Annotated in this window: 24 protein-coding genes and 1 pseudogene; 18 read left to right on the forward strand and 7 right to left on the reverse strand. The window is 64.2% G+C overall.

The window, feature by feature from the left end; all coding sequences use genetic code 11:
- Positions 1-13: 13 nt before the first annotated feature.
- Complete coding sequence (locus JYA52_RS03440) at positions 14-355, reverse strand: hypothetical protein (RefSeq protein WP_205651746.1); 342 nt, start codon at positions 353-355, stop codon at positions 14-16.
- A 227-nt stretch (positions 356-582) separates the two neighbouring features.
- On the opposite strand from JYA52_RS03440, the pseudogene JYA52_RS03445 reads away from it, so the two are divergent.
- The 12 genes and pseudogenes from JYA52_RS03445 to JYA52_RS03500 form a co-directional block, all read left to right on the forward strand.
- A pseudogene (locus tag JYA52_RS03445) lies at positions 583-1,113 on the forward strand (ATP dependent DNA ligase); the annotation flags it as partial.
- A gap of 148 nt (positions 1,114-1,261) precedes the next feature.
- Positions 1,262-2,296 carry an AAA family ATPase gene (locus JYA52_RS03450; protein ID WP_205651747.1) on the forward strand — a complete coding sequence of 345 codons (1,035 nt, stop codon included), beginning with the start codon at positions 1,262-1,264 and terminating at the stop codon, positions 2,294-2,296.
- Between the two features lie 900 nt (positions 2,297-3,196).
- Entirely contained in the window at positions 3,197-3,580 is a 384-nt protein-coding gene (locus JYA52_RS03455; RefSeq protein WP_205651748.1) for a substrate-binding domain-containing protein, read from the forward strand.
- Positions 3,581-3,614: 34 nt separating this feature from the next.
- A complete protein-coding gene (locus JYA52_RS03460; protein ID WP_205651749.1) occupies positions 3,615-4,604 on the forward strand; it encodes a LacI family DNA-binding transcriptional regulator in 990 nt (329 codons plus the stop codon).
- A gap of 2 nt (positions 4,605-4,606) precedes the next feature.
- Entirely contained in the window at positions 4,607-5,587 is a 981-nt protein-coding gene (locus JYA52_RS03465) for a 2-hydroxyacid dehydrogenase (RefSeq protein ID WP_205651750.1), read from the forward strand.
- Entirely contained in the window at positions 5,584-6,801 is a 1,218-nt protein-coding gene (gene manD, locus JYA52_RS03470; RefSeq protein ID WP_205651751.1) for a D-mannonate dehydratase ManD, read from the forward strand. Before JYA52_RS03465 ends, manD begins: the two co-directional genes overlap by 4 nt.
- 2 nt (positions 6,802-6,803) lie before the next feature.
- Positions 6,804-8,327, forward strand: coding sequence for a mannitol dehydrogenase family protein (locus JYA52_RS03475; protein ID WP_205651752.1), 1,524 nt, complete (start codon positions 6,804-6,806; stop codon positions 8,325-8,327).
- Complete coding sequence (locus JYA52_RS03480; RefSeq protein WP_205651753.1) at positions 8,324-9,376, forward strand: alcohol dehydrogenase catalytic domain-containing protein; 1,053 nt, start codon at positions 8,324-8,326, stop codon at positions 9,374-9,376. Before JYA52_RS03475 ends, JYA52_RS03480 begins: the two co-directional genes overlap by 4 nt.
- A 65-nt stretch (positions 9,377-9,441) precedes the next feature.
- A complete protein-coding gene (locus JYA52_RS03485) occupies positions 9,442-10,842 on the forward strand; it encodes an MFS transporter (RefSeq protein ID WP_240459916.1) in 1,401 nt (466 codons plus the stop codon).
- Positions 10,843-10,878: 36 nt separating this feature from the next.
- Entirely contained in the window at positions 10,879-11,565 is a 687-nt protein-coding gene (locus JYA52_RS03490) for a bifunctional 4-hydroxy-2-oxoglutarate aldolase/2-dehydro-3-deoxy-phosphogluconate aldolase (RefSeq protein WP_205651754.1), read from the forward strand.
- The gene (locus tag JYA52_RS03495) at positions 11,562-12,518 is read left to right on the forward strand and encodes a sugar kinase (RefSeq protein ID WP_307869299.1); all 957 of its coding nucleotides are present in this window, start codon (positions 11,562-11,564) and stop codon (positions 12,516-12,518) included. Before JYA52_RS03490 ends, JYA52_RS03495 begins: the two co-directional genes overlap by 4 nt.
- Before the next feature lie 717 nt (positions 12,519-13,235).
- Complete coding sequence (locus JYA52_RS03500; protein ID WP_205651755.1) at positions 13,236-13,760, forward strand: peptidase associated/transthyretin-like domain-containing protein; 525 nt, start codon at positions 13,236-13,238, stop codon at positions 13,758-13,760.
- Between the two features lie 51 nt (positions 13,761-13,811).
- On the opposite strand, the gene JYA52_RS03505 is transcribed toward JYA52_RS03500, so the two are convergent.
- The 6 genes from JYA52_RS03505 to JYA52_RS03530 form a co-directional block, all read right to left on the reverse strand.
- On the reverse strand, positions 13,812-14,519 hold the full coding sequence (locus JYA52_RS03505; RefSeq protein ID WP_205651756.1) for a hypothetical protein: 708 nt from the start codon (positions 14,517-14,519) through the stop codon (positions 13,812-13,814).
- Between the two features lie 108 nt (positions 14,520-14,627).
- A complete protein-coding gene (locus JYA52_RS03510) occupies positions 14,628-15,002 on the reverse strand; it encodes a hypothetical protein (protein WP_205651757.1) in 375 nt (124 codons plus the stop codon).
- 20 nt (positions 15,003-15,022) lie between these two features.
- Positions 15,023-16,627 carry a radical SAM protein gene (locus JYA52_RS03515; protein WP_205651758.1) on the reverse strand — a complete coding sequence of 535 codons (1,605 nt, stop codon included), beginning with the start codon at positions 16,625-16,627 and terminating at the stop codon, positions 15,023-15,025.
- Complete coding sequence (locus tag JYA52_RS03520) at positions 16,624-16,986, reverse strand: hypothetical protein (protein ID WP_205651760.1); 363 nt, start codon at positions 16,984-16,986, stop codon at positions 16,624-16,626. The genes JYA52_RS03515 and JYA52_RS03520 overlap by 4 nt, the downstream gene beginning before the upstream one ends.
- Before the next feature lie 78 nt (positions 16,987-17,064).
- Entirely contained in the window at positions 17,065-17,418 is a 354-nt protein-coding gene (locus tag JYA52_RS03525) for a hypothetical protein (RefSeq protein WP_205651762.1), read from the reverse strand.
- Entirely contained in the window at positions 17,415-18,173 is a 759-nt protein-coding gene (locus JYA52_RS03530; RefSeq protein ID WP_205651764.1) for a prolipoprotein diacylglyceryl transferase, read from the reverse strand. The genes JYA52_RS03525 and JYA52_RS03530 overlap by 4 nt, the downstream gene beginning before the upstream one ends.
- A gap of 775 nt (positions 18,174-18,948) precedes the next feature.
- On the opposite strand from JYA52_RS03530, the gene JYA52_RS03535 reads away from it, so the two are divergent.
- The 6 genes from JYA52_RS03535 to JYA52_RS03560 all read left to right on the forward strand — a co-directional run bounded on the left by JYA52_RS03535 (position 18,949) and on the right by JYA52_RS03560 (position 25,194).
- Complete coding sequence (locus JYA52_RS03535; RefSeq protein WP_205651766.1) at positions 18,949-19,203, forward strand: FAD-binding protein; 255 nt, start codon at positions 18,949-18,951, stop codon at positions 19,201-19,203.
- Between the two features lie 1,183 nt (positions 19,204-20,386).
- Positions 20,387-20,971: a hypothetical protein gene (locus JYA52_RS03540; protein ID WP_205651767.1), complete on the forward strand. Its 585-nt coding sequence runs from the start codon at positions 20,387-20,389 to the stop codon at positions 20,969-20,971.
- Positions 20,972-21,676: 705 nt separating this feature from the next.
- Positions 21,677-22,132 carry a Rossmann-fold NAD(P)-binding domain-containing protein gene (locus JYA52_RS03545; RefSeq protein WP_240459917.1) on the forward strand — a complete coding sequence of 152 codons (456 nt, stop codon included), beginning with the start codon at positions 21,677-21,679 and terminating at the stop codon, positions 22,130-22,132.
- 323 nt (positions 22,133-22,455) lie between these two features.
- Positions 22,456-23,454: an NADP-dependent oxidoreductase gene (locus JYA52_RS03550; RefSeq protein WP_205651769.1), complete on the forward strand. Its 999-nt coding sequence runs from the start codon at positions 22,456-22,458 to the stop codon at positions 23,452-23,454.
- A gap of 50 nt (positions 23,455-23,504) precedes the next feature.
- Positions 23,505-24,371 (forward strand): alpha/beta fold hydrolase, encoded by an 867-nt coding sequence (locus tag JYA52_RS03555; RefSeq protein ID WP_205651771.1) that lies wholly within the window; start codon positions 23,505-23,507, stop codon positions 24,369-24,371.
- Between the two features lie 220 nt (positions 24,372-24,591).
- Entirely contained in the window at positions 24,592-25,194 is a 603-nt protein-coding gene (locus JYA52_RS03560; protein ID WP_205651773.1) for a TetR/AcrR family transcriptional regulator, read from the forward strand.
- Positions 25,195-25,386: the final 192 nt, after the last annotated feature.

Here is a 25,386-nt window from a genome sequence, read left to right on the forward strand (position 1 = left end):
CCCAGCGCTCGGTTCAGCCCGTCGGTGCGGTGGCGGCGGGGTTGGAGCTGTCGAAGCCGAGGCCGCCGATCAGCCGGGCGCCGTTGCTGGCGGTGGTGATGCTGCCGACGGTGATGCTGGTGGCTGAATAGGTGCTGTCCACAGCGGTCGCCACGGCGCTGTCCAGCGGTGTGGTGTTGCTGACGCCGGTGTAGGCGGTGATTCCGCCTCCCCACTTCCTGCCGGTGCTGAGGGTCCAGGTGTAGTTCGCCGGATCGGAGGAACCGACCACCCGGTAGTAGGCGAAGACGCGCGCCCCCGAGGTGTCTGAGCTGTTGATGGACAGGGCGTTGACGATCGCGGTCCACGGAGACACGATGTGCAACCGTCGGATAAGCAAGCACGTGGCTTGCCCCTTTTTTTGACAGCGCCTGAGTCAGCTTCCTGATCTGTAGCCCCACGCCCGCCAAAGAAGTATGACCACCTGGGGCTCAATACAGCCTTCCGGCTGGGGCCAGAAACAGTTGACACGGCCAGTTGGGGGCCTGATTCGGATTCGAGCCAAGCCCGCACAGCTTCAACACGCTCAAGTTGACAGGGAACGTGAAGGCGGTGGGCTCGGCCTACGCCGCCGGGCGGCGGGGTTCGAACTGGATCAAGGTGAAGCCGGTGCTCACCTACGACCTGGTGGTGCTCGCCTGCGAATGGGGGTCAGGACGGCGCACCGGGCTGCTGTCGAACCTGCACCTCGGAGCCCTGGACCCTGTTGGCGAGTTCGGCGAACCCGGCGGCTACGTGATGGTGGGCAAGACTTTCAAGGGCCTCACCGATGCGCTGCTGAAATGGCAGACTGAAAGGTTCCAGGAGTTGGAGGTGCGGCGTACGGCGGGTACGGTGTGGACCGAGCCGGTCACCGTGGTCGAGATCGCCATCGACGGCGTCCAACACTCTCCCCGCTATCCGGGTGGAATCGCCCTTCGGTTCGCACGCGTCAAGCGCTACCGTGACGACAAGACGGCCGCGGAGGCCGACACCATCCAGACGTTGCGCGCTCTGCTCCATACCCCAGGGGGCAGAAAGGTATCGCCCCCGCCGGCGGAGCCAGTTTCGGGAAGAGAAGCCCCCCTCCCGTAAAATTGGTGGTTTAGCGTTTTCCGTGCAGGCGCGTGCACGAGCTTCAGATCCCGGCAGCGGCATTTACCCGTTAATTTTTGTCCCTCGCGCGTGGGCCAGGATGGGTTGCCGCGTTCAATACCTGGGAATCGAGTACTACAGTGGATGCATGGCTGCCAGCCGCCATCCGCTCGACGACCTGCGCGAAACCATCGGCCATCTGGCCGATCAGCTCAAGCTGCCCGGTTCGGAGCGCGTCGACGACCTGGTCGGCGATCTCATCGGTGCGAGGCCCGGGCCGGCCCGGCCGCTGTCCGAGGTGCAGGCTGAGCTCGACGCGCTGGTCGGACTGGAGACCGTGAAGGAACAGGTGCGGGCCCTCGTCGCACTGCTCCAAGTCCAGGCCCGCCGTAAGGCGCACGGCTTGCCGGAGGTGGCCACATCACAGCATCTGGTGTTCCTCGGAAACCCGGGCACGGGCAAGACCACCGTGGCGCGGCTCCTGGCCGAGATGTACCGCGCGGTCGGTCTGCTGCAGAAAGGCCACCTGGTCGAGGTCGACCGTTCGGGCCTGGTGGGGCAGTACGTCGGAGCGACCGCCATCAAGACGGACCGGGTGATCCGGCGTGCGCTGGACGGCGTGCTGTTCATCGACGAGGCCTACGCGCTGGCCCCGGAGGACGGTCGTACGGACTTCGGCCCTGAGGCGATCGAGGTCCTGCTCAAGCGGATGGAGGACCACCGCCACCGCCTGGTCGTGATCGTGGCCGGGTACCCGCGGCTGATGGAGGCCTTCTTGCTCTCGAACCCCGGACTGCGCTCCCGGTTCGCCCGCGAGATCACGTTCCCTGACTACTCCGTCGATGCACTACAGACGATCTTCCACCAGATGCTGGCCCAGCACGAGTACACACTGGAGCCGGGTGCGGACCAGATGCTGCGCCGTATCCTCACCGGGCTCCACGCGGGCGAGGACTCCGGCAACGCACGGTTCGCCCGCACGCTGTTCGAGCAGGCGCTCAACCGCCAGGCGCTGCGGCTGTCGCTCGACGAGAAGCAAAGTCTCGACGCGCTCGATCGTGAGGCCGTCATGACGCTCACCGCGGACGACATCGTCGAGGCCGCGCTGGCCTTGGGCGAGGAGCCGGAGCCGGAACCGACGCCGGAACCGGAGCGGTCACGCTGGTGGCGCTGGCTGGTTTGACCGGATCTGCGGGCGGCTGTCAGGCGAATGCCCGTCCCGCCCCGAGCGGGAAAAGCACAACTGTTCCGCTCTCGTGCAACCGGAGGACAGTTTTCCTACCCATCCGAGCTTGCTCGCCACGGCCCTCGACCCCCAACCGGTCGCGGACGCGGCTTCGCGCTGCTCCTCAGACAAGGGTGCTTGCGACAGTCCACGCAACTTCGCCCTCTTTCTCTGTCTCGCAAGTACCCTGAGTTCTCGGAGCCTCAGAGACGTCTCGAGACAGCCTGGTGAGACAACGACGGACCAGAATTGTCAGCAACGCCGGTGTCACTTTCGGGTGGCCCGGCAAACCTACAGTTGAAAGTCGAGCGGGGGTAGGTGCGGCCGTCACTCCCCCGTCGTCCTCCGGCCGAGCCAAGCCGACGTGTGGCTCGTTCTCAGAGTTAGTCGCCGTCCGCCTGCATGTTTGAAGCACATCAGTCCCAACCCTCAGCCAGGCAGTCATGCAGTTATCCGGGAACTGTGCTGTGAACAGTAGTGAAGGTAAAAATATGCGCGGACAAGTCACGGATGGCACCCAACTCCTAAAAGTCATGCAACTTCAACCCGCACCCACCATGAGAAGCAGAACAGCCACCAACAGCCGCCAAGGAGGAACCTGTGAACACCCAAGGATGCAACAAAGAAACTTGCACCAGATTTTTCTCAGGTCATGTTGGCCGGGCCATGAAGCCCATGAACTGGTATCGAACGACAAACTATCGCTGCCGCACGGAAGGAGCCAACCGGCAACGGCCACCAATGAAAAAGTCCCCGAAGGGGCCCTTCACAACACAACTTGTGCACACTCAGATGCTAAAAAGCCTCTGAACAGGGAAAACACGTGCCCGAGGTGGGACTCGAACCGGGCGCCAACCCTTGAGAATCCGCCACTCCGCTGAAAACATCGCCAATCTGAACCAATCCGCACAGCTCTCCCTTATCGGCTACGACAACACCTATCTGGCCGGAATCCGGCGCCTATCCCTCACCAGCGTGGGCCCAGTAAGCCGCGACGTCGGCGTCCGCGGCGCCCGGCTTCTCCTTGAACGCATCGCAGACCCCTCCCTGCAGCAACGCACCGAAGTGCTGCCCCTCCGCCTGGTGGTCCGCAACTGTCCCGCCCGGCCCTGCAGGGCTGACGCGCCAAGCCGAAGCTGCCCTGCAGGCCTCGCGGCCATCCATCCAGCATTGCCTCCATGTCCCTGTGATACGCATCATGGAAAACTATTGACAAACTTGTACAACTATTTCCATACTTGAGGAGAAGAGTTTCAACGAGGCAACTGGAGGACTGATGTCGGCAAAACTCACGGACGTCGCAAAGCTGGCAGGGGTATCGCTGGCAACAGCGTCCCGGGCGTTCGGGGATCCCGGGCGGCTGGCAGCAGACACACGTCAAAAAGTCATGGCAGCAGCCACCGAGCTGGGCTATGACGTACCAGGGCTCACCGGCAGAAGGACCTTCGGCGTCATTGTGCCCGACATCTCCAACGCCGTCTTCGCCGCGCTCATCAAGGCCATCCAGAACCAGGCCTGGCACGGCCGCCACCGCATGGTACTGGCCGATACTGCCGAATCCTCCTCACGGGAACGCGAGCACTTGGAGTCCTTGGCCGCCGGAGTAGACGGCATCATCCTCTGCTCTCCCCGTCTGCCCTCGGACCAGATTCACCAGCTTGTGGGCAACGCGCCGCTCGTGGTCATCAACGGCGAAGCCGATCACGCAGCCCGTGTGCTGATGGACGCCGGAGAAGGCCTCCGCCAGGCGGTTGAGCACCTCCACGCCTTGGGCCACAGCAAACTTGCGTATATTCCGGGGCCGGCCTCGTCCTGGGCAAATGGCCAGCGGCTTGCAGCCATCACCCGCTTCTGTGCCGAGCGGGGCATCGAACTTGTCACTGTGGGAAACCAGAATGCTACGGTCGACGGCGGGCTCGCGGCTGCGGCCTCCGTGGTCGCCAGCGGCGCCACCGCCGTCGTTGCCTACAACGACCTCGTGGCCATAGGGATGCTCGCAGGGGCACGGTCGCTCGGTTATCACTGCCCCGAGGACATCAGCGTGGTGGGCATCGATGACCTGGATATCGCCGCTGCCGCTGAACCCGGCCTCACTTCGATCCGGGTTCCCATCGAGCGAAGCGGCTCCCTGGGACTCGAGCTTCTCCTCGAGCAGGTGGCCGGGAAGCCGACTGCCACCGAGGCGGTCCACCTCGGTTCACAGCTCATCGTGCGTGGCTCCACGTTCGCTGCACGCACTGCAGATCACGCAATCCAGGGAAAGTAATCATGAGAATCGTCATCGCCGACCCCAACCTGATGTCCCAACGATCCACCTTCGAGGCCGCGTTACCTGACGGGGCAACCGCATCCTGGCACGACAGTTGGAACGAACACTCGGTCCTCACGGACATCAAGGACGCCGACGTCTACGTGGGACCGAGGTTCACGGAAGCCATGGGCGCGGTTGCGCCGAACGTCCGCCTGGTTCATGTGGCGGGTGCGGGCTATGACGGCATCGAGGCCGGTGCGCTGCCGGCCGGAGCTGTCTGCGCCAACACGTTCCACCACGAAAGCTCCATTGCCGAACACATCGCCACCGTGCTCGTTGCCCTTCGACGGAACCTGATCGGACAGGACGCCGCCCTGCGCACGGGAGTTTGGTCCTCCTCCGTTTACTCCCCGGAGATCCGCCAGCCTGAAACGTTGCGCGGAGCCGTGGTGACGTTTCTTGGCTTCGGCCACATCGGCAGCGCCGCCTGGAACCTGCTGCAGGCCTTCGGGGCCGAGGGCATCGCCATCACCCGCAGCGGCACGGTGGATCCGCTGGCGAACTCGCTCCGCTGGACCGGCTCAACCGACCGGCTGGCTGAGGCACTCAGCGAATCGGACATCCTGATCATCAGCATTCCGCTCACGGAAGAGACCACCGGCTTGGTGAGTGCCGCCCAGCTCGACGACCTAGGCCCGGACGGGCTGCTGGTCAACGTGGCCCGCGGTCCGATAGTCGAGGAAACTGCGCTGTACGAGGCACTCAAGGACCGCCGGATCGCCGGCGCCGCCATCGACACCTGGTACCAGTACCCTGGCCCCAACGGCCGCGGCGAGCCATCCGCCATGCCTTTCGGCCGGCTGGACAACATCATCATGACCCCGCACTCCTCCGGCGTTACGGCAGAAACCTTCCGCGGCCGCGCCCGGGAGATCGCCGAAAACATCACCCGCCTGTCCAAGAACGAACGACTCAAGAATGTTGTGATCTCCCGATGACCCGAAAAATCGTCGACGTCGACGTCCTGGTAACCAGCCCCAGCCGAAACTTTGTCACGCTCAAAATCACTACCGACGACGGCATAGTCGGCTGGGGCGACGCCACCCTGAACGGCCGCGAACTGTCCGTGGCCAGCTACCTGCGTGACCATCTGGCCCCTGCACTGCTGGGCAGGGACGCCGACCGGATCGAAGACACCTGGCAGTACTTCTACCGAGGCGCATACTGGCGCCGGGGACCGGTCACCATGGCCGCCATCGGCGCGATCGACCTCGCCCTCTGGGACATCAAGGGCAAAGCCCTCGACGTCCCCGTCTACCAGCTCCTGGGCGGTGCCGCCCGCGACAGGATCCTCACGTACACCCACGCCACCGGCTGGGACCTCCCCGAACTCCTGGACTCCGTTGACCACCGCCGTGAACAGGGATTCCGGGCCGTCCGCGCTCAGTCCGGCGTTCCCGGCCTGGACAAGGTCTATGGCGTCACCAAGGGCGCCGCCAGCTACGAACCCGCCGGACGCGGCGCCGGCCCGGTCGAAGAGGACTGGGACACCTCCGCCTACCTGCGCCACGCCCCGAAAATCCTCTCGGCCGTCCGCGAGCACGTCGGACCGGAACTGAAGCTGCTCCACGACGTCCACCACCGGCTCAACCCCACCGAAGCCGCGCGCCTGGCACGCTCCCTCGAGGACGTGGACCTGTTCTGGCTCGAAGATGTGACGCCGGCCGAAAACCAGCGGCTGCTCCGCACCCTGCGCCAGCAGACCACCATCCCACTGGCCATCGGCGAAGTCTTCAACACCATCTGGGACTGCGAACAGCTCATCACCGAACGGCTCATCGACTTCATCCGCACCGCCGTCGTCCATGCCGGAGGCATCTCCCACGTCCGCAAAATCCTGGCCCTGGCCGAGGTCTACCAGATCAAGGGCGCCCCGCACGGGCCCTCGGACGTCTCCCCCATCAACCTCTCCGCCTCGCTGCACCTGGGCCTGGCCACCAGCAACTTCGCCATCCAGGAATACATGGGCTACGACCCCCTGGTCTCCGAGGTGTTCCGTTCCAGCTTCCGCTTCGAGGACGGCTACCTCCACCCCGGCGACGAACCCGGACTCGGCGTACAGGTGGATGAAGCAGCGGCTGCCCGCTTCCCCTATAAGCAGGCCTACCTGCCCATCGCCCGTGAGCTCGACGGCTCCATGAAGGACTGGTGACCATGACACGCCCCCAGCCTGCACCATTGACGGCATCCACGCCCGGAATCGTCCGGCGTGACGCAGTACCGGCCCCCGGCATCGTCCACCTCGGAATGGGAAACTTCCACCGCGCCCACCAGGCCGTCTACACCGACGCCGCCATCAGCGCCCACGGCGGCGACTGGGGCATCATCGGAGTATCCAGCCGTTCCAGCGCCGTCACCGACGCCATGCATGCCCAGGACATGACCTACACGGTAGTGGAGATATCGCCCGAAGGATCGACCTTCTCCACACCGCGGGTGCACTCGGACGCCTTCGTCGCGGCGGAAAACCCCGAACGCGTTGTCGCGGAAATCGGCGCAGCCACAACCCGGATCGTGTCCCTCACTGTCACTGAAAACGGCTATACCTACAGCCCCGCAACCGGTTCGCTGAATGTGGCCGACGCCGACGTCCAGCACGATCTGGCGCACGCCGCGGCCCCCCGCACGCCGATCGGCCAGATCGTCCGCGGCCTCCAGCAGCGATCCCGGACCCATGGCGAACCGGTCACCATCCTCAGCTGCGACAACCTCTCGGACAACGGCCACCACACCCGCCGGCTCGTCCGCGAATTCACCTCGCTGCTGCCGGCCGCGGAAGCTACCGAGACACTTCGGTGGATCGACGCCAACGTGACGTTTCCGTCCTCCATGGTGGACAGGATCGTGCCCGCCACAACGGACCACTACCGCACGCTCGTCGCGGAGCAGCTCGGATACACGGACCGGATTCCCGTCCCCGCGGAGCCGTTCACGATGTGGATCCTGGAAGACAACTTCATCGCGGGCCGCCCGGCGTGGGAAGCCGGCGGCGCGATCTTCACCGACGACGTTGCGGGGTACGAACAGCTCAAGGTGAGGCTCCTGAACGGCACCCATTCGCTGATCGCCTACCTCGGCGCACTCTCCGATGCTGCCACGATTCCCGAGTCCACCGCCTTGGACTACATCGAGACCTCCGCGCGGACCATCCTGCGGCACGAGTACCTGCCCAGCATCAAGGTGCCGGGCGATGTCGACGTCGACGCCTACGAAGCCCAGCTCTTCTCGCGGTGGCGGAACTCGGCCCTGGGGCACCGGACCAGCCAGGTGGGATCGGACGGATCCGTCAAGCTCCGCCAGCGGATCCCGCTCCCCGCGCTGCAGATGCTCGACGCCGGCGTCATGCCCCACTACCTCGCCCTCACCACCGCCGCGTACCTGTCGTGCATCGCACCGCTGGACGGATTCGACCCCGGCATTCACGCCCATGAGATGCAGGACCCCGCCAGGGAATCGCTGCAACGTCTCGCCGCAGGGTCCGCCTCCGGCCGGGAACTCGCTGGAAAAGTCCTCGGCCAGCTGCATCTCCTGGGTGACGAGCTCGCCGCCCGCGACGACTTCATCCACCGCACCGGTGACCTGATCGACATCATCCGCCAGCACGGACCCACGGCCGCAGCCCGGGCCGCGGCCGAGTCCACCGCCCTACTTCCCGCACAGAGCCGGAGCATCACATGACCACGCAAGCCGTACGCCGCCCGGACCAGCCGGCGCTGCCGCGCACCACTGAAGCCGCCGTCCTGCACGGCGCCAAAGACCTCCGCATTGAGCAGAAACCGTTGAAGGCACTGGGTCCGAACGACGTCCTGGTGGAAATGCGCTCCGGTGGCATCTGCGGCTCGGACATGCATTACTTCGCGGACGGTCGCAACGGAACCAACGTACTCCGCCAGCCCACCGTCCTTGGGCACGAGGGCGCAGGGGTGGTCATCGCCGCCGGCGAGACCGCCGCTGTCGCCGCGGGCACCGCCGTCGTTATTGAACCTGCGCTCCCCTGCGGCACCTGCCCCACATGCGTTTCCGGCCGGTACAACCTATGCCCGTCCGGCACGTGCTTCGGCTCCCCGCCCACGGACGGCCTCTTCGCCCGCCACGCGGTGGTGCCGGCAGCTGCACTCCATGCGCTCCCGGAATCCGTCCCGGCGGAGATCGGGGCAGCGATCGAACCGCTCGCCGTCGCCGTTTGGGCCGTTGAACGGGCCCAAGTGCAGCCCGGACACCGTGTGCTCATCACCGGCGCGGGGCCCATCGGCCTGCTCGTGGCACAGGTTGCCGCAGTGCGGGGCGCAGCGGAGATCATCATGACCGACGTGAACGACGACCGCCTCGCCGTTGCTGCGCAGCTCGGGGCCACGCGCACCATCAATATCGCTGCAACAACCCTCGAACTGACCGGCATGGACAGGCTGATCGAATGCTCCGGAAACACACGGGCACTCATTGACGGCATCCAGACCTTGGCGCCGGCGGCCCGGGCCACGGTAGTGGGCCAGGCACGGCCCACCGTGGACGGCATCCCGCTCGGCTTCCTCCAGCGCTACGAAATCGACCTTGTCACCGCCTTCCGGTATGCGCAGGCGTTCCCGACGGCGATCGAACTCGCCTCATCCGGCAAGGTGGACCTGCGGTCCATCATCACCAGCACCTACCCCCTGGCCGATGCCGCGACCGCCCTCACAGCCCCGGTCACGGACCCCACCAACCTCAAGGTCCTCATCAGCTACTGATGTACTCCCGCCTCTGCGGAGCTTCAGACCGTCCATGCAGGACATCCATTCAAAGGAGTATGGAAATGACCACAGAACATCCCCAAGCCACGGCGGTAGACCAGAAGAAGGTCCGGAAAGCGGCCCTGGCGGGCCTCATCGGCACCACGCTTGAGCTTTACGACTTCGTTATCTACGGCACGGCCTCCGCGCTGGTCTTCAGCCACCTGTTCTTCCCGAACATTTCACCCGCGGCCGCCCTGCTGGCCAGCTTCAGCACCTTCGCCGTCGGTTTCCTGTTCCGCCCGCTCGGCGGCATCTTCTTCTCCCACTTCGGTGACCGCCTAGGCCGCAAATGGATCCTCGTCACCACCCTGCTGCTGATGGGCGGCGCGACCCTCGTCATCGGCCTGCTGCCGACCTTCGAACAGGTGGGCGTCCTCGCCCCGCTCCTCCTCTGTCTCTGCCGTGCAGCCCAGGGCTTCGGCGCCGGCGCCGAGCAGTCCGGCGGCGCCACCCTGCTGACGGAATCGGCTGCGCCGGGCACCCGCGGCAAGCTCGCCTCCCTGATCATGGTCGGTGCCGCCGCCGGGACCGCGCTGGGCGCCCTGGTCTGGATCGGCGCCCAGGCCCTTGCTCCGGACGACATGATGACCTGGGGCTGGAGGCTCGTCTTCCTTTCCAGCATCTTCGTAACCATCGCCGCGCTGGTCATCCGCCGCAAGCTGGATGAATCCCCCGTGTTCGAAGAAATCAAGCAGGCCCGCACCGAGCCGCCGGCACCGCTCCGCGAAGTCGCGAAATTCGGCAAGGCCAACGTGCTGCGCGTCATCCTGATGAACTTCGGCGTCAGCACTCAGTCCTACACCATCCAGGTGTTCATGGCCTCGTACCTGATCACGGTGGTCGGCACGGATCCCAAGTTCATCCCGCAGGTCCTCCTCATCGGATCACTCTGCGGCGGCGTTGCCGCCGTGGGCTTCGGCATGCTTTCCGACAAGATCGGACGACGCCGCGTGGTTTCCATCATCACCGGTGCACTGGTCCTCTTCCCGGCCCCGGCCTTTATGCTCCTCACCACCGGTTCTCCCATCGCCATCCTCCTGGTGATCATCGTCGGCTTCATGCTCGCCTGCCAGGGAGTCGTCGGCGTCCACATGAGCTACTTCCCGGAAATCTTCGGCAGCCGCTACCGCTACGCCGGAGTCACGCTGGGCCGTGAATTCTCCTCCATCATCGGCGGCGGCATCGCACCGATGGTCTGCGCCGGACTCCTGGCAGTCTTTAGCAACTCCTGGATTCCCGTAGCCATCTACATGTCCCTCGTCATGGCTGTCAGCTTCATTGCCACCCGACTCTCGCCGGAAACCCTCAACCGCGACCTCACGGACCCGGAGGATGCCCGCCGGCTCGGCAGCGGACCGGCGCCCGCTGCCGCGGCCGAGTTAGCCGACCCCGCGCTGGCTGACGCCCGCCACGCCAAGTAAAGTCCTCCGGCCCAACCACCTCCGAAAAAGGAACCCATGCTGCGCCTCGAACACCAGGGCACGATCTCCCGCCCGGCTCCGTCCTCCATCCTCCGCGCCACGAGAGTGGTGGCCGTCCTCCGGGCCACGCACGCCAGGGAGTATGCCCCGGTCATCGAGGCACTGCAGCAGGGCGGTGTGCTCAGCATCGAACTGACGCTGAGCACACCGGGGGTGTTCGACGAGCTCCCCCGCCTCCAGGAACACTTTGGCGCCACCCTGGAAATCGGCGTCGGGACCGTGACTGCGGCGGACGAAGCAGAAACGGCACTGGACCTCGGCGCTGCCTACATCGTCACCCCGGTGACGGACCCCGACATCATCGCGGCGTGCATCCGGCGCGGTGTGGCCGTCTACCCTGGCGGTCTCACCCCCACGGAACTGCATGCCGCCTGGAAACTCGGCGCAACCGCGGTGAAGGTTTTCCCGGCATCCGTGGTCGGCGCTGGCTACGTTGGCCAGCTCCGCGGCCCGTTCCCTGACATCCAAGTCATCCCCTCCGGCGGGGTAGACATCGAGGACATACCGGGCTGGATCAGCTCGGGAGCCCTCGCCGTCAGCCTCGGCGGGCCGCTCCTCGGCGACGCCTTCAGGGGCGGGGACCTACGCGAACTCACGGCCAGGGCACGGCGTGTCCGTCACCTGCTCGACCAGACCACAGATCAGATGGGCGCGCAACCGTGAGCGCCTCCCCTGCGCCTTACGTCCTGACATTCGGCGAAACCATGGCCCTCATGCGGGCCGAGCAGGTCGGCCCCCTCGCCCACGCCTCCACCATGGCACTGGGCATCGGCGGCTCAGAGTCCAACGTCGCCATCGGACTGCAACGGCTCGGCGTACAGGCCGTCTGGTGCGGACGCGTGGGAGTGGACTCCCTTGGCCAACTCGTGGAACGCGAAATCCGCGCCGAAGGTGTGGACGTACGCGTCGCCGTCGACCCTTCCGCCCCCACCGGCCTCATGATCAAGGAACGTAGAACGCCTGCGACGCAACGCGTCAGCTACTACCGCAGCGGGAGCGCCGGCTCCCGGATCAGCCCCGACGACATCGACGACGAGCTCATCCGCGAAGCAAGCCTGCTGCACGTCAGCGGGATCACACCCGCCCTCTCAGCGCAGGCCGAAGCAACTTTCGGGTACGTGATCGAAACAGCAAGAGCCGCAGGCGTCCCCGTGGCCTTCGACCTCAACTACCGGGGAAACCTCTGGTCCGCCGAAGGCGCTGGCAGCGTCTACCGCGACATCATCCCACTCGCCGATATCGTCTTCGCAGGCGAAGATGAAGCCGCCATCGCTGTAGGGGTCGGCGAACCGGAGGAACTGGCCCGGCGGATAGCAGACCTCGGACCCCGCCACGCCGTCATCAAACTGGGCGCCCACGGCGCCCTTGCACTGATCGACGGCGAAGTGCTCCGGCAGGAGGCCGTCGCCGTCGAGGCCGTGGACACCGTCGGCGCCGGCGACGCGTTTGTGGCCGGATACCTGGCCGAATACGTCACCGGCCGTTCCCCGGCAGAAATGCTGGAGACCGCCGCTACAACAGGCGCCTTCGCCTGCCTGGTCCCCGGCGACTGGGAAGGCTTCCCGCGCCGCAATGAACTGACACTTCTCGGGGCCAAGGAACCGGTGTTGCGCTAACGGGTCATCGCGCCCCTCCCCCACTCCTGCCCGGGATGGAATTCATCACTGGCATGATCTTCAGCGCGGCGACTCGTCTGTCTCGCTCACCCAAATCTGCGGAAACTCTCAGCCGCCGGGCGCTCCCAGATGGCTGCCCGCCATCGCGACGAGGTTGGGCACCGATTGGTTTTCGGATCACGCTCCAGGGAAACAGTGTGTGCGGCCACTTCGCCGATACTGCCCTGCCTCCGGGCGAGCCGGTGACCCAAGCCAGAGTGATGCCACGGAATGACCAACGGCTTCGTTTCACCCTGAACGGCGGTGCAGTTCCAGGCGCTTTATTTGCAGAAGTGGGCGTCGACCGTTGGACCGGGTGTAGGTTTTTCCCAACGAGAAGAGGCGGTGCGTGCATTGCGGATAGGGCATCTACTAGCCGGACTGGGACAGGATGTGTTGTCGGGGCTGATCTGTCCGCAGGGGTTGGATGTCGAATTCCATCGCGTCGTTGTTGCCGAGATAGAGGGGAGATAGAGCCTGGAGACCTCGTTGTCCTGCCTCCTGATGTCAATGAGTTCCAGGCTGCGGCCGGTGGTATTGGGAACCAGCTCCGGTGGATCAAGTCAGCTGCCGGTCTCGGCGCAGCTGCTGTCGTGATTACGTGCCCGTCGTACTTGCTGGTCAAGCCGCGACGCGGGTGGTTTTTGTAGTGCGCCTTCCGCGCCATACCCTGATGCTGTGGAGAAGCTGCTCTTTGACCAGGTTGTTGAAACCGACTACGGGCAGTTCGACCTCGTCTGGAGTCGGGACGGCGGTTTCGATGGCGACTTCGATCGGGTTTTTGCCGGCCAGAACAACGGCTTGGTCGGCGCTGCGGATCCTGACGGGGTGTACATCAACCTGGCCCGCCGGTCAGGAGGGTCGCCGGTACGCATTGTGCTGATGGACGAACCTGCAATGGATGATCCTTCTTGGGAGGACGTCGTGGAAGTGTGCTTTGCCCTCCCGGAAGGACACGAGATGCAGTGGAGCACCTGGGCGGGCGCTAACCGGGGAACACTGGAAGGCCTTCCGCCGGGCACTTACCGGTTGCGGGTCAGCGCTACGGGAAGAGACCAGGGGCACGCCGGTGAGTTCGCTGACCACCCGGTCGATGCCTACCTCCTCCAGATCTGGCCAGCACCCCCGCAGCCAGACAGCATCCTGCGCATTGGCAGCGAGGAAGCACGATACTGGCACCGCGAAGTAGGCAACCGTCGCTAACTGATGCGCGCAACGACAAGCTTGGAAAACCGCCTGCGTCTCATGTCGTTTTCAGTGGAGTGCAGCACAAATGTCTGAACCCGCCGGCATAACCGTTCCCTGCCCGAACGCGCGGTCTTCCTCACTTCCGGCCCAAACAACACCGCCTCCAGGGCAGGGCATCGCCTCGAACGCCAGGCCATCACGCTGGGCCCGCAGGTGGCGCCCGTCATCCTTGACCACTTCCCAGCCCGCCGCTGGCAGTGCTGCACGATAGTGCTGCAATACATCGCCGTCTCCTGAGAGAACAAACCAGCGGGTACAGCCGCCGACACCACCTATGCCGCCACCCCTGAAATGGCCGATGTGACTGATGGAATCGAACGCCTGCTGGGACTCACGATCTGCGCTGGCCATCGGCTCGTCCGTGCCCTCGGTCACGCATTGCGGAGCGGAAACAAATTGTTTCTCCATCTTCTGCCCCAGCGCCGCGGGGGTGACAGCGAACATCCCGATCAGCATAAGGACCGGGATGGCCACGGCCGTCAGCCGCATCCATCGTCGTGTCGAGAGCATGAAGCCGATGATGGCAGCCACCGCGACCAGACCGAGCGCCAATCCGGAGGGCCCGGCAGTCAACCCCCACGTGAGCCCCTCCAACGCAGTACCGCTGACATCGCCATATATACGCATGAATTCGTAGTGGGCCAGCACAGCCAGCAGGGCCAGTCCTGCCCCAATGACGAGCAGCACCGCGGCAGCGACGGCTCGGCCGGTCACGGGCATGGCTCATTGTAGACCCGCTTGATGCACCCAATGGACCGCATGGTGCCGGTCGCAGGAACTTCCACCCCCGGAGAGTGGGCCTATCGCCATATCCTGAGGCGTCTAAGAGCTGAAGAGCTGAGCTGCCATTGAGTAGATCCCCCACAACCCGACTGCAAGCAGGATGCCCAGGTACGCCAGGACCAGCCTCGTATCGCGGAGGTAGCACTTCGATTTGGTCAGTCCCCGCCGTCGTGCTTTCCAGTAGCCTGCGAATCCGATCGCAGCGAACACGGCCAGTGCCGCCGGGCCGGCTGCCCAGCCGAGCAGGGCAATGGTCGCGAAGATGCAGAGCCGCAGCGGATCGAAGGTCTGCGGTGACAGCGGATCGGCGTCGGGGTCAGGCCCGTGTCCGCGCCGGGTTGCGTGCCTGGCGCGCACCAGCTGCGACGGCAAGGGCCCGGCGGCAATGCGCCGAGCATCGGAAGCAGAACTCATCATTCCTCCTTATCCCTGACTCAGACCTGGCGGACTGGGAGGAGCCGCGTGCCCGTGGCTGTGCTCATTCGTTGCCTGGCCAGGGCCGGCCATGCCTGAACAGCACAGAACGGAGCGCACTGATGATCGCCGGCGTCGCTCTTTGTGCCCACGTGGACGCAGCATTGTGTGAGCCGTTCCTCGATCATGGTGGAGATGTCCATGAAGGGCTTGACCATGATGCGGGTGATCCGTTCTCCGAGAAGCCGACGCAGCCGCTGCTGCTGCCCTGGAAGCTTACCGGCTGCCAGTGTAGTGAGCGTGCCGATGCCGAGGTCGCACTGCGTGCAGATGTTCTTCCAAAGATCCATTGTCCGCGGGTGGGACAGCGAGGACTGCTCGCTCAGCAGGTCCAGCAGGGAAGACTTCATCAGGGTGCGCAGCTCGAGCGGGATCGCGCTGTCAGCGATGCGGTTGGCGATGCTGTCGGGATTGAGTTCCAGCCACGCGAGCAGCCGATCATGCCCGATGAGGGCTGTCAGCGAACGCCAGACCCCCGAGTCGTCCTTCAGCATGTAGCCCACGGATGCGCAATGCGGATGTGAACACGGGAGTGCTGTCAGGTCGTGCCATGAGACCACCCCGCCGGTTTGCTCCGCGAGACGGTCCAGCACGCCCGTGTGGGTGAGCCTGTCCGTGGGGTCGATGCCGTGGCCGCGCCCTGAACCGAATACCGGCTGAAGTGCAACGCCACCCACGAACGGGGTCTCCAAGGCCCTCATGACGACGGCGCCGACCTCGCCGTCGTTGACCCCGAGTGTCGCTGTCATTGTCAGGGTGGTGAAAACACCGGCCTCGGACAGACGCGCGATGGCCATGTCTTTGAAGCGGGTCAGGTCTCCCCCTCGATGGTGGATGGATGCTTCTTTGGACGGGCCGTCGTATTGGAGGTACACCTCCACGCGGTCCCGGTGCCTGGCCAGCAGTGCGAGGAGTTCGTCGTCGGTGGCGATCAGCATGCCGTTGCTGTTCACCATGATCCGGACGATTGGCCGGGTGACGAGCTCATCCAGAAGTTCGGCCAAGTGGGGATATAGCGTGGGCTCGCCGCCGGAGAGCATCAGCACGTCCAGCCGCCCGTTTTCGCGGGCAAGCCGGGTGTCGATATTCGCGAGCACCTCGCTGAGCGGCGCCACTCCCTGAAGCTGGGGGCCGGAGGCCGTGAAGCAGGTGGGGCAGCGCAGGTTGCAGTGCTCGATGATGTCCTGCAGGAGGATGCACGTGTGCTGCGTCTGCATGGCGGGCAGCCCATACGCGTAAGCCTCCGGTACCTGGCGGTAATTGCCGGCCTGGTCCGGGACATGTTGCTTGGTCGGCGCCTGCCACTTCTCCAGGTAGCGCAAAATCTCGGGGGACTCGTCGTATAACGTCCTAACGAGTCCGTGGTCCGGGCAGCCGCGTTCGAGCCAGACCCGGTCATCGCGGATCAGCAGCGCGCCGGAGAGGCGCCGGACCTGCGCGAGCGGGGGATTTGTCTCGTGGCAGTGGGGACAGAAGGCTGTGACGTACCGGTGAATGCGGTCCCCGCGGAGCGGCTGGCCGGGGCCGGGCAGCGACTGCCGGGAAGAGAACGGTGACGGATTCATATCCGGCTACTCATCTGAGAGAGGGCCATGACGCAGATCCCGCCGCCGAGCAGGATGAAGATCCCCAGGCCAATCAACAGCCCTGCACCCCATCGGGAGGTGCGTGGCCAGATTGCCAGGGCACTGGCAATCGCCAGATACGCGCCAATTGGTATGAACGCTCCAGGCCCGGCGAGGAAGGTCTTGTAGCCTTCATCCGGAGCGATACCGGCTGTTGTCCCGAAATAGAGGGCATAAAGGGCAACAGTTCCGAGCAGGATTCCGAGCACCATGGAGCCACGTCTTGGTTCAAGGGGTGGATCCTCTTCCCGAGGCGGTGGCAGTGGGCTCCAGGCTTCCTCGGGGTTGTCAGCGCTCATGCCACACTTCCTTCCATGTTGGGGCGGAGTGGTTTCCCGAAGACCCGCAGCATCCGCCAGAACGGTGGGGGACATATCTCAGGCTCCCATCTGCGCGAGGGCTCCGACGCAGATCCCGCCGCCGAGCAGGGTGAAGATTCCCAGGCCAATCAGCAGTCCCGCACCCCACCGGGATGTGGGTGGCCAGACCGCCAGAATGATCGCTATCGCCAGATAGCCGGCGACAGGAATGAAGGCGGACGGCCCGGTCAGGAAACGCATGGAAGAGGGTCCTGAACCAGCCTCGGATTGCAGCCGACCGAAAGCACTAGGGCCCAAGAGATAGAAGGCATAAAGGGCAGTAGTCCCCACCAGGATTCCGAACCCCATGGGGCCGAGCCCCGGTTCAGGGGGCTCCTCTTCTTTTTGGGGCGGTGGGTTGTCCTTGCTCATGCCACCCTTCCTTCCACCTTCGGGCGGAGTGGTTTCCCGAAGACCCGCAGCATCCGCCAGAACAGCAGTGGGAGAATCGCCAGAAGGAACCATTGGGGACGGCTCATCCCCAGCCAGAGCACCTCATTGCCGCGGACGAATTCGACGCCGAAGCGGAACAGGGCGTAGAAGGTTACGTAGCAGATGAAGAGGTCACCAGGACCAGGGAGGCGATCCCGGAAGCGCCACATGAGCGCGAATGCAGCCGCGTGGAACACGATTTCATAGGCAAAGGACGGGTGCAGTCCCACCCCGGGAAGTCCGCCCAACATTTCAGCCTGTCCGGGCGTGAGCGAAATCCCCCATGCTCCCCCCGTCGGGGTGCCGGGCAGTTCCGTAAGGAGACAGCCCACCCGACCGATGACCAGCGCCAAGGCGACCGCAGGCGCGAGCAAATCGCCGGTGGATTCGCCGTAACCAGTCAGCCGTTTACCCAAATGGACGCCGAGCCACGCGCCAACAAGGCCCGCGAGGATGCTGCGGTCTCCGTTGCCCCACCACTCCGCCAGGGAAACCTGCCGGGAAAAATCCCATGTGAGGACCCTTGAACCGATCGCCCCGAATGCGACAGCGAAACCGGCAATGGGCCACAGCCGCGGGTCGGACAGGCCGCGCCGGCGCTTCTCGAAGGCGTAGAACAGCAGGGCTGCGAGGATCCCCAGCCCTAACGCGCCGGCGTGCACCAGCCCGTCTCCCGCGAAGGGAAGCCCGACCATGAGCAGAGTGTAGCAGCGACAATTCCTGTCCCCGCCGATCCTCCAGCTGGACGCTCCCGCGGAACTGCATGTGGACGTGGATTGGCCGTGCGGCTTCAGAGATAAGAACCCCGACAACGACGGGTACACGGTAAACGCTGACGACGCCCAGATTTGCGACTCCACGCCCCGCTACTCATTTCCACAGCCCGCTGCTCACCTTGCAGTGGCCACTGGGCTTGGGGTTGGAGGTTCCAATAGCCGGCATTTCTCCACCAGGATTGGCCACGTTTCGCCGCCCTTGTCCCGCCAGTAGCGAGAATCCGGATGGAGGTTTCCCTCTGTGTGCACAGAAAACGAGCTTTTGTGCACACGCTCTTTTGTGAGCATTTTGAGCCGCGACGGACCGGCGTGCGACGGTCCCTCCGGACGTGGGGAATCCCTCACCACCGCCGGCCGCCACTCGCCCACATTCCCCGGCACAGCTTGAATCCGATTCACGACCTGAGCCAGGCATTTCGGTCCCGGGCAAGCCGGCTGCCGGGGTTCAATGAACGTCATAGCGTTGCGACCTCCCTCAAACATCTCATGGGCGGGACAACCGAAGAGAGCATGACCGCAAAGCCCCCAGCGCCGGACAGCGGCAATTCCAGCGCCGGTTGGACGGAATCCCGTTAGCGGCGTTCGATCTGCTTGTCACCAAATTCGGGAATCGTGCATCTGCCTACCGGAATATTGCTGCAATAAGCCTTCACAATGCGACCGGATGCAGCCTCAAGGGACGGGAGACTGAAACATGAGCATTCAAACGACGTGGAGTAATTGGGCGGGCACTCAAAGTTGCCAGCCCGAGGCGGTCATTCAGGCCGTTTCTGTAGAGCATGTGAGCGAGATAGTCGCCGACGCGACCAAGCGTGGGATCTCGGTTCGTCCGGTCGGGACCGGCCATTCGTTTGCGCCGCTGGTGCCTACGGAAGGAATCGTGCTTGATATCTCAGCAATATCCGGCATCGTCGACATCGATCAAACTGCGGCACAGGCCTTGGCATAAGACGGAAAGAACATAGCCGGGACGGCCCGCCTAAAGCCGGCCCAACAACCGACGCCAGGCAGGGACGGGCTTAGGCCCGTCCCCTGTCGTGTCCGGGCGGGAAGGCGACAGTGCCCTCAAAGATGCTGCTCATGCGGCCGACTCGACGAGTTCGGGACCGTGGTTCCGGACGCTGTTCACCCGCTTATCAGTAGTGCCCGGGTCCAGCCAGTCGCCACCATCACGATGAGCGATGATCCAACGGCTGCGAACGCTGCTAAAGAACTCGCCGGCCTCCTCACGAAGGAAACCGGCCGCGAGGTCAAGGTTCTAAGCGATTTGGAGGTGGGGGTGGTCCACGGACGCGCTCGTCTTCCAGCACTGGCAGCGAGCGCCTTCCGGGTCATTGGTTGAGCCTAGGCAAGCCGGGGCCGCCGAATCACCGGGAAAAAGGTCGCTCTCGGACAACGAGATGTATGTTGCCAGGGGGCCTTGCCCGGTGCCGGGCAATTCCCAATGTATGCCTTGTTGCCGTGGCGTCGGCGCCTGCCTTGCTCCGCAGTCTCTTTTCTCCGCCACCAGAACCCTCTTCTTCACGGCTTATTCTCCTGACCATTCCGTTTCGGTTTGGCCTTAGTGGGAGCAGCCAACAAGGGGCTGCCTACTGGGCCTCGGATTGTTCAACAATCCTCTTGTTGAACAATCTACGCTCCCTCGGCCGCACGATCAATAGCTGACCCGAATTTTCCGCCGGGGCCATGTCAAGCCCAGAGGTGAGGCGGGCCGCCCGCCGTGGCTGCCGGTATCGATCGGGACCGGAGAAGACCTTTTATCGGCGCTAAGTAGGACGAGTAGAAGTTGCCAAGGGCCTTGGACAGCAGACCGGCTTGAAACCAGCTGTAATAGGACTTGGGCGTCAGCTTCAGCAGCTCGGAGGCCAGCACTGCCGCAAGGACCGCGTCTCCGGCCTCATCCGCAGCCTTCCGGTCTGACCACACATCGTGAGGTGTCCGCTTTTCCTTAGCCCCGCCCAAGTTCGTCCCATCATCCGAACAGCATTCAACGCGCGCGGCTCCGCCCGAACGCCACGCGCAGCACGAAACCACACGAGCGGGGTGTCAGAACATCCCCTGGTGGCCACAGCGCGGAGCCCACTGGCCACCAGGAAATCCCTCCGCGTTCGTGTCTGGCTACTCTCACTTGTATGGATACTCCGTATCAACCGAACGGGACAGGCTTCGATGCTTTGGACGAACTCGACCGGGTCGACTGGAGCCAACTGGAGCACTGCTACGGAAAAGGCGTCGTTTCGCTGGGCGTCGCCGGGGACGTGTCAGTCGCCATCGCAGGCGACGTGTCGCGATCGTTGGCTGCGCTTCGAGCTGATCCTTCCCTAGCAATCACTGACGGGCTTTACTCGAACATCTGCCATCAGGGCACGGTCTATCAGGCAACGGCCTTTGCGGTGCCGTTCATCGCAGCTGTCGTGGCCGGCGATGTTCCGGACGGGATCCGCGTACCTCTGCTAGCGCTCCTGGGCGACATCTCGATCGGAGGGAGCTATGTAGCTCCCGATGGGTCTCACGCGGGCGCCCTCGGAGACCACGTAGACGACCTCGTCACGGAATCGCTTGCCACTTCGATGGAACGCCTTTCAACGATTCGAACGCCCAGGCTTGTGGCGCTGATCCAAGCTATCCAGTCGCTTCTTGTCCAATCGACCGACGCTCGCCGCGATGCAGTCGAGTTCGCCATCGACGTTGCACTTACGCCACCGGCCTCACCCTAGGATCGTGGCCCGTAAGCCGGTCGATCACCGTACTCTTGGTGCACGTTAGCCGAACCCAGACTGCATTGGCCCAGGCCCGATAACCCCTGTCGGGCGGAACCACGACACCCGACCGGTTCGAGTTCCCCAAAATGGCTCTTTCGAGGCTGCTGATGCCGTTGAGAGGCGAAGCCACAGTTTGGGGAAACCTTCAGGGAGTTCCCCTCAGCAGAGAGCCTGGCTTCCCGCATGCCGGGTATCTCGCTTGACCGCCGAGACGCGGACTGGATGTTTCTCTGCGCCCCAATTTGGAACCACAGAACCGAGCCAAGTACCGGTAACGCAAGAACGATGAGTGCCCAAGTTTTTGTGCGCACTCTAAGCCTCAAACCGCTTTGACCTGCGAAAACACTGTGCTCGAGGTGGGACTCGGAACTCCCCTCTGACCAGCCACTTTGCTTCAGCATGAGGCGCGGCAGAGCTGCGAGACCCATCCCAGACAGTTCGCCAGTGAATGTTGATTTAGGAGGTGGGTCTACCTAGGTAGAATCTCCCCTGCTTGCCGAGCTGCACGCCGACGCCTGAGGTCGCTAATTCAGCGATAGAGGATCTCAGTTCTTCGACCACCGTGACCGGTAGTCGACCGGTTTCTGCGCACCCCGGGCCGTGGAGGTGCCCGATGACAAGGGCCACGGACTCGTCGAAGAAGTCGCCAGGGAGACGTGAGTGCGTGTCCGCTCTGCTGCAGACGCCAACGGCTCAAGACTGTTCGTTGCCCGCGCCTTCGCACCTGTCCTGTCCGCGAAGGATGACTCGGTTATCATCGACATCCACTCCGCAATGAGCCGGTACGCCGTCGGCGGCATTTACAGCGCCACCAAGGGCCGCCCTCTGGTCGGCGACCAACTCGCTGCGCCTGGAACTCGCCCCGAACGGGTCCATGTGGTGGGCATTCACGTCGGGTACATCGACACAGCGATGGCCGCGAACGCCACCGATCCCAAGATGAACCCGGCCGATCTCGTAAGCACGGTGCTGGATGCCCTCGAAGCCGGCGAGTACGAGGTCCTGGCCAACGAGACATCTGTGCAGCTCAAGGCCGGACTTAGCGCCCCATCGAGGCCCTCTACCCCCAGCTGGCCGCCAAGACCGCCTAGAACACGCTTGGCGCCGTGGTCATGAAGAACCACTCACATGACGGCGGCGCTTCCCAAACCCGGATCATCCAACCGGTACGCGCGGCTGCGAGTAGGGAAGGGGCCACGAATACCCCGCTTCACACGCAGTATGAGCGGTCCTCGGGTCTCCCCTACTCGCAACGAGCAGGCTTCCCTTTGACAAGTATCTGAGTTCAGTCATAATTGATTATGATCATTTTTTGCTCGGCCAGTCCAAGGGGTGCCCGTACTGACAACGTGGCCGGCGCGGCAGGATGGTGCCCCCGGCATCCCGCTGCACTAATGGCGGCAACTACTAACCAACACCCCTAGAAGGAGCATCACGGCATGCGAGCGTTCGTAGTCACCAAGTACAGGGAGCCGCTGCGCGAGGCGGACGTCCCTGAGCCAATCGTCGGGGACCGCGATGTCCTCGTGCAGGTGCAGGCAGCGGGCCTGAACCAGTTGGACGAGAAAATCCGGCTAGGCGAGTTCAAGCAGATCCTGCCCTACAAACTCCAGCTGATCCTCGGCAACGACGTCGCCGGCACCGTCCTCCAAGTCGGGGCAAAGGTGCGCGGCTTCAAGCCCGGCGATGAGGTGTACGGCCGCCCCGACCAGGACCGCATCGGCACCTTCGCCGAGCGCATCGCCGTCGCCGAGGATGACCTTGCACTGAAGCCTGCGTCGGCCAGCATGGAGGAGGCGGGCTCGCTGCCGCTGGTGGCGCTGACGGCATGGCAGGCCCTCGTCGAGCAAGGCAACGTCCGACCCGGACACAAGGTTCTCATTCACGCCGGCGCCGGCGGGGTCGGCTCGATCGCCATCCAGCTCGCCAAGCACCTCGGCGCGACAGTTGCGACCACCGCGGGCGGCTCCAACGCCGGCTTCGTGCGCGACCTCGGGGCGGACGTGGTGATCGACTACCGCACCCAGGACTTTGAGCAGCTCCTCAGCGGGTATGACCTAGTGCTGGACAGCCTCGGCGGGGAAAACCTCGAGAAGTCACTGCGCATCCTCAAACCCGGTGGCAAGGCTATCGGGATCTCCGGCCCGCCGGATCCGGCATTCGCTCGCAAAGCCGGGCTGAATCCCGTGCTGCGCCTGGCGACCACCGTTCTCAGCAGCAAAATTCGGCGGCAGGCCAGGAAACTCGGCGTCAGCTATGAGTTCCTCTTCATGCGCGCCAGCGGGGACCAGCTGCGCCAGATCAGCGCCCTGGTCGACGACGGCGTGCTGCACTCAGTCGTGGGGAGGGTCTTCAGCTTCGACCAGACCCCAGAGGCGCTGCAGTCCCTGGCCGCTGGCGGCATCCGCGGCAAAGCAGTGCTCAGTCTTACCGCCTGAACCCGCCCCAGCCTTTCCACCTCGCAGACCACCCAGGAGAACTAACAGTCATGGACAACACCGGCACGCCGCACGACTCCGTCGTCACCTCGTACGCGAAGGCACCCACCAGCACCATCACCGTCGAAGGTGTCACCTACGCATACCGCGAGCTGGGGCCCAAGGGCGGCATCCCCGTCGTGTTCTTCGTGCACCTCGCCGCCACATTGGATAACTGGGATCCCCGCATCATCGACCCCATCGCCAAGAACCGCCACGTCATCACCTTCGACCAGCCCGGTGTCGGCGCTTCCACCGGACAGGTTCCCGACAACATCGAGGCAATGGCCGACGACGCCTACACCTTCATCAAGGGCCTCGGGTTCGACAGGATCGATGTCTTCTCTTTCTCCCTGGGCGGCATGATCGCCCAGGACCTTGCCCTCAAGCATCCCGACCTTGTCCGCAAGCTCGTGCTCACCGGGACCGGCCCGAGGGGAGGAAAGGATATGGACAAGGTGGTCGGCACCACCTACCGGGACATCCTCCGGGCAACCCTGACACGGTCCGATCCCAAGGAATTCCTGTTCTTCAACCGCAACACCACCGGCAAGCCGGCCGCGAAAGCGTTCATGAAACGCCTCCAGGAACGCACCGTCAACCGTGACCAGCCGATCAGTACCCGTGCATTCCAAACGCAGCTGAAGGCCATCCAGTCGTTCGGCCGCTCCGCCCCGTCGGACCTGTCCACGCTCACGCACCCCGCCCTCATCGCCAACGGCGACAACGACCGCATGGTGCCATCCGTCCTCTCCGAAGACCTGCACCGCCGCATCAAGGGATCCGAACTGATCATCTACCCAGACTCCGGCCACGGCGCCATCTTCCAGTACCACGCCAAATTCGCCCCCGCCGCCGTCGAATTCCTCGCCAACTGACCATCACCGCTCGAGACCAGGAGGCACAATGGGCGCCTCACGTCACAAAGCAACTCGTCCCCGGCAACTCACGCTTACAACACAGACACCGGCGCTTACCTGCGTGAAGCACGGTCAAGCCCTCCCACTGCGAGAAGTAGACATGCCGGGGATGCCCTCGGCCCTCCGCGGTCGTTACACTCATAACTGAGTCCAGTCAGTTACGCCCAGAGGAACCTTCATGCCCGTCGCATCCCAGCCGCTCGGACGACGCGAGCGGAACAAGCAGCAGAAGCTTGACCGCATCACTGCCGCGGCCAGTGAACTGTTCGCGGAACACGGGATCGAGGAGGTCACAACCCAGCAAATCGCCGATAAGGCCGACATCGGCACCGGAACCCTATTCCTCTACGCAAAGACCAAGGGAGAACTCCTTCTACTCGTGCAGAACGCGCACTACGCCGAAGCGCTCGAGCGGGGCCGAGCCAATGCTGAAACCATCCCGGATGCACTGAATGCGCTGATGGCCATCGTGCGGCCGATCGTGGAGTGCAACCGCGTCCAGGTCGAGAATGGGCGCACCTACCTGCGGGAGATGGTCTTCGGGGACCCGACGGAGCCACACCACAGTGAAGCCCTTTCCATCGTCGCGCAGACCGAGGAGGCCATCGCTGCCATCCTGGGCCGCGACGAACTTGTCAATGCCGATGATGCCGCAACAACCGCACGCATCGTCTCGGCCATCATGTTCCTCAGCATGGCAGTGAGTGCGAATCCCGCTCTCGACACCGAGGACATTGTGCAGGACATCAGGACCCAGATCCGCCTGCTCCTGCCCCAATGACGCAAGAACTTTCACGTATCACCACCAGGCTTGTCGCATGTCAACTGGAACTACACCCCAACCTGACGGCAGGCAGGAGCCCCAAACCGTCAGGAGTGGACTTGATTTCCCTATAGCCAACAAATTAGCCAAGCAGTTCTGAGACACAACGCGACGATTCACGGCCCGACTCCGCTGCTACGGGCAGTTTGC

The organism is Arthrobacter pascens, from assembly GCF_017052465.1.
In the GTDB taxonomy this organism is placed as follows: domain Bacteria; phylum Actinomycetota; class Actinomycetes; order Actinomycetales; family Micrococcaceae; genus Arthrobacter; species Arthrobacter pascens.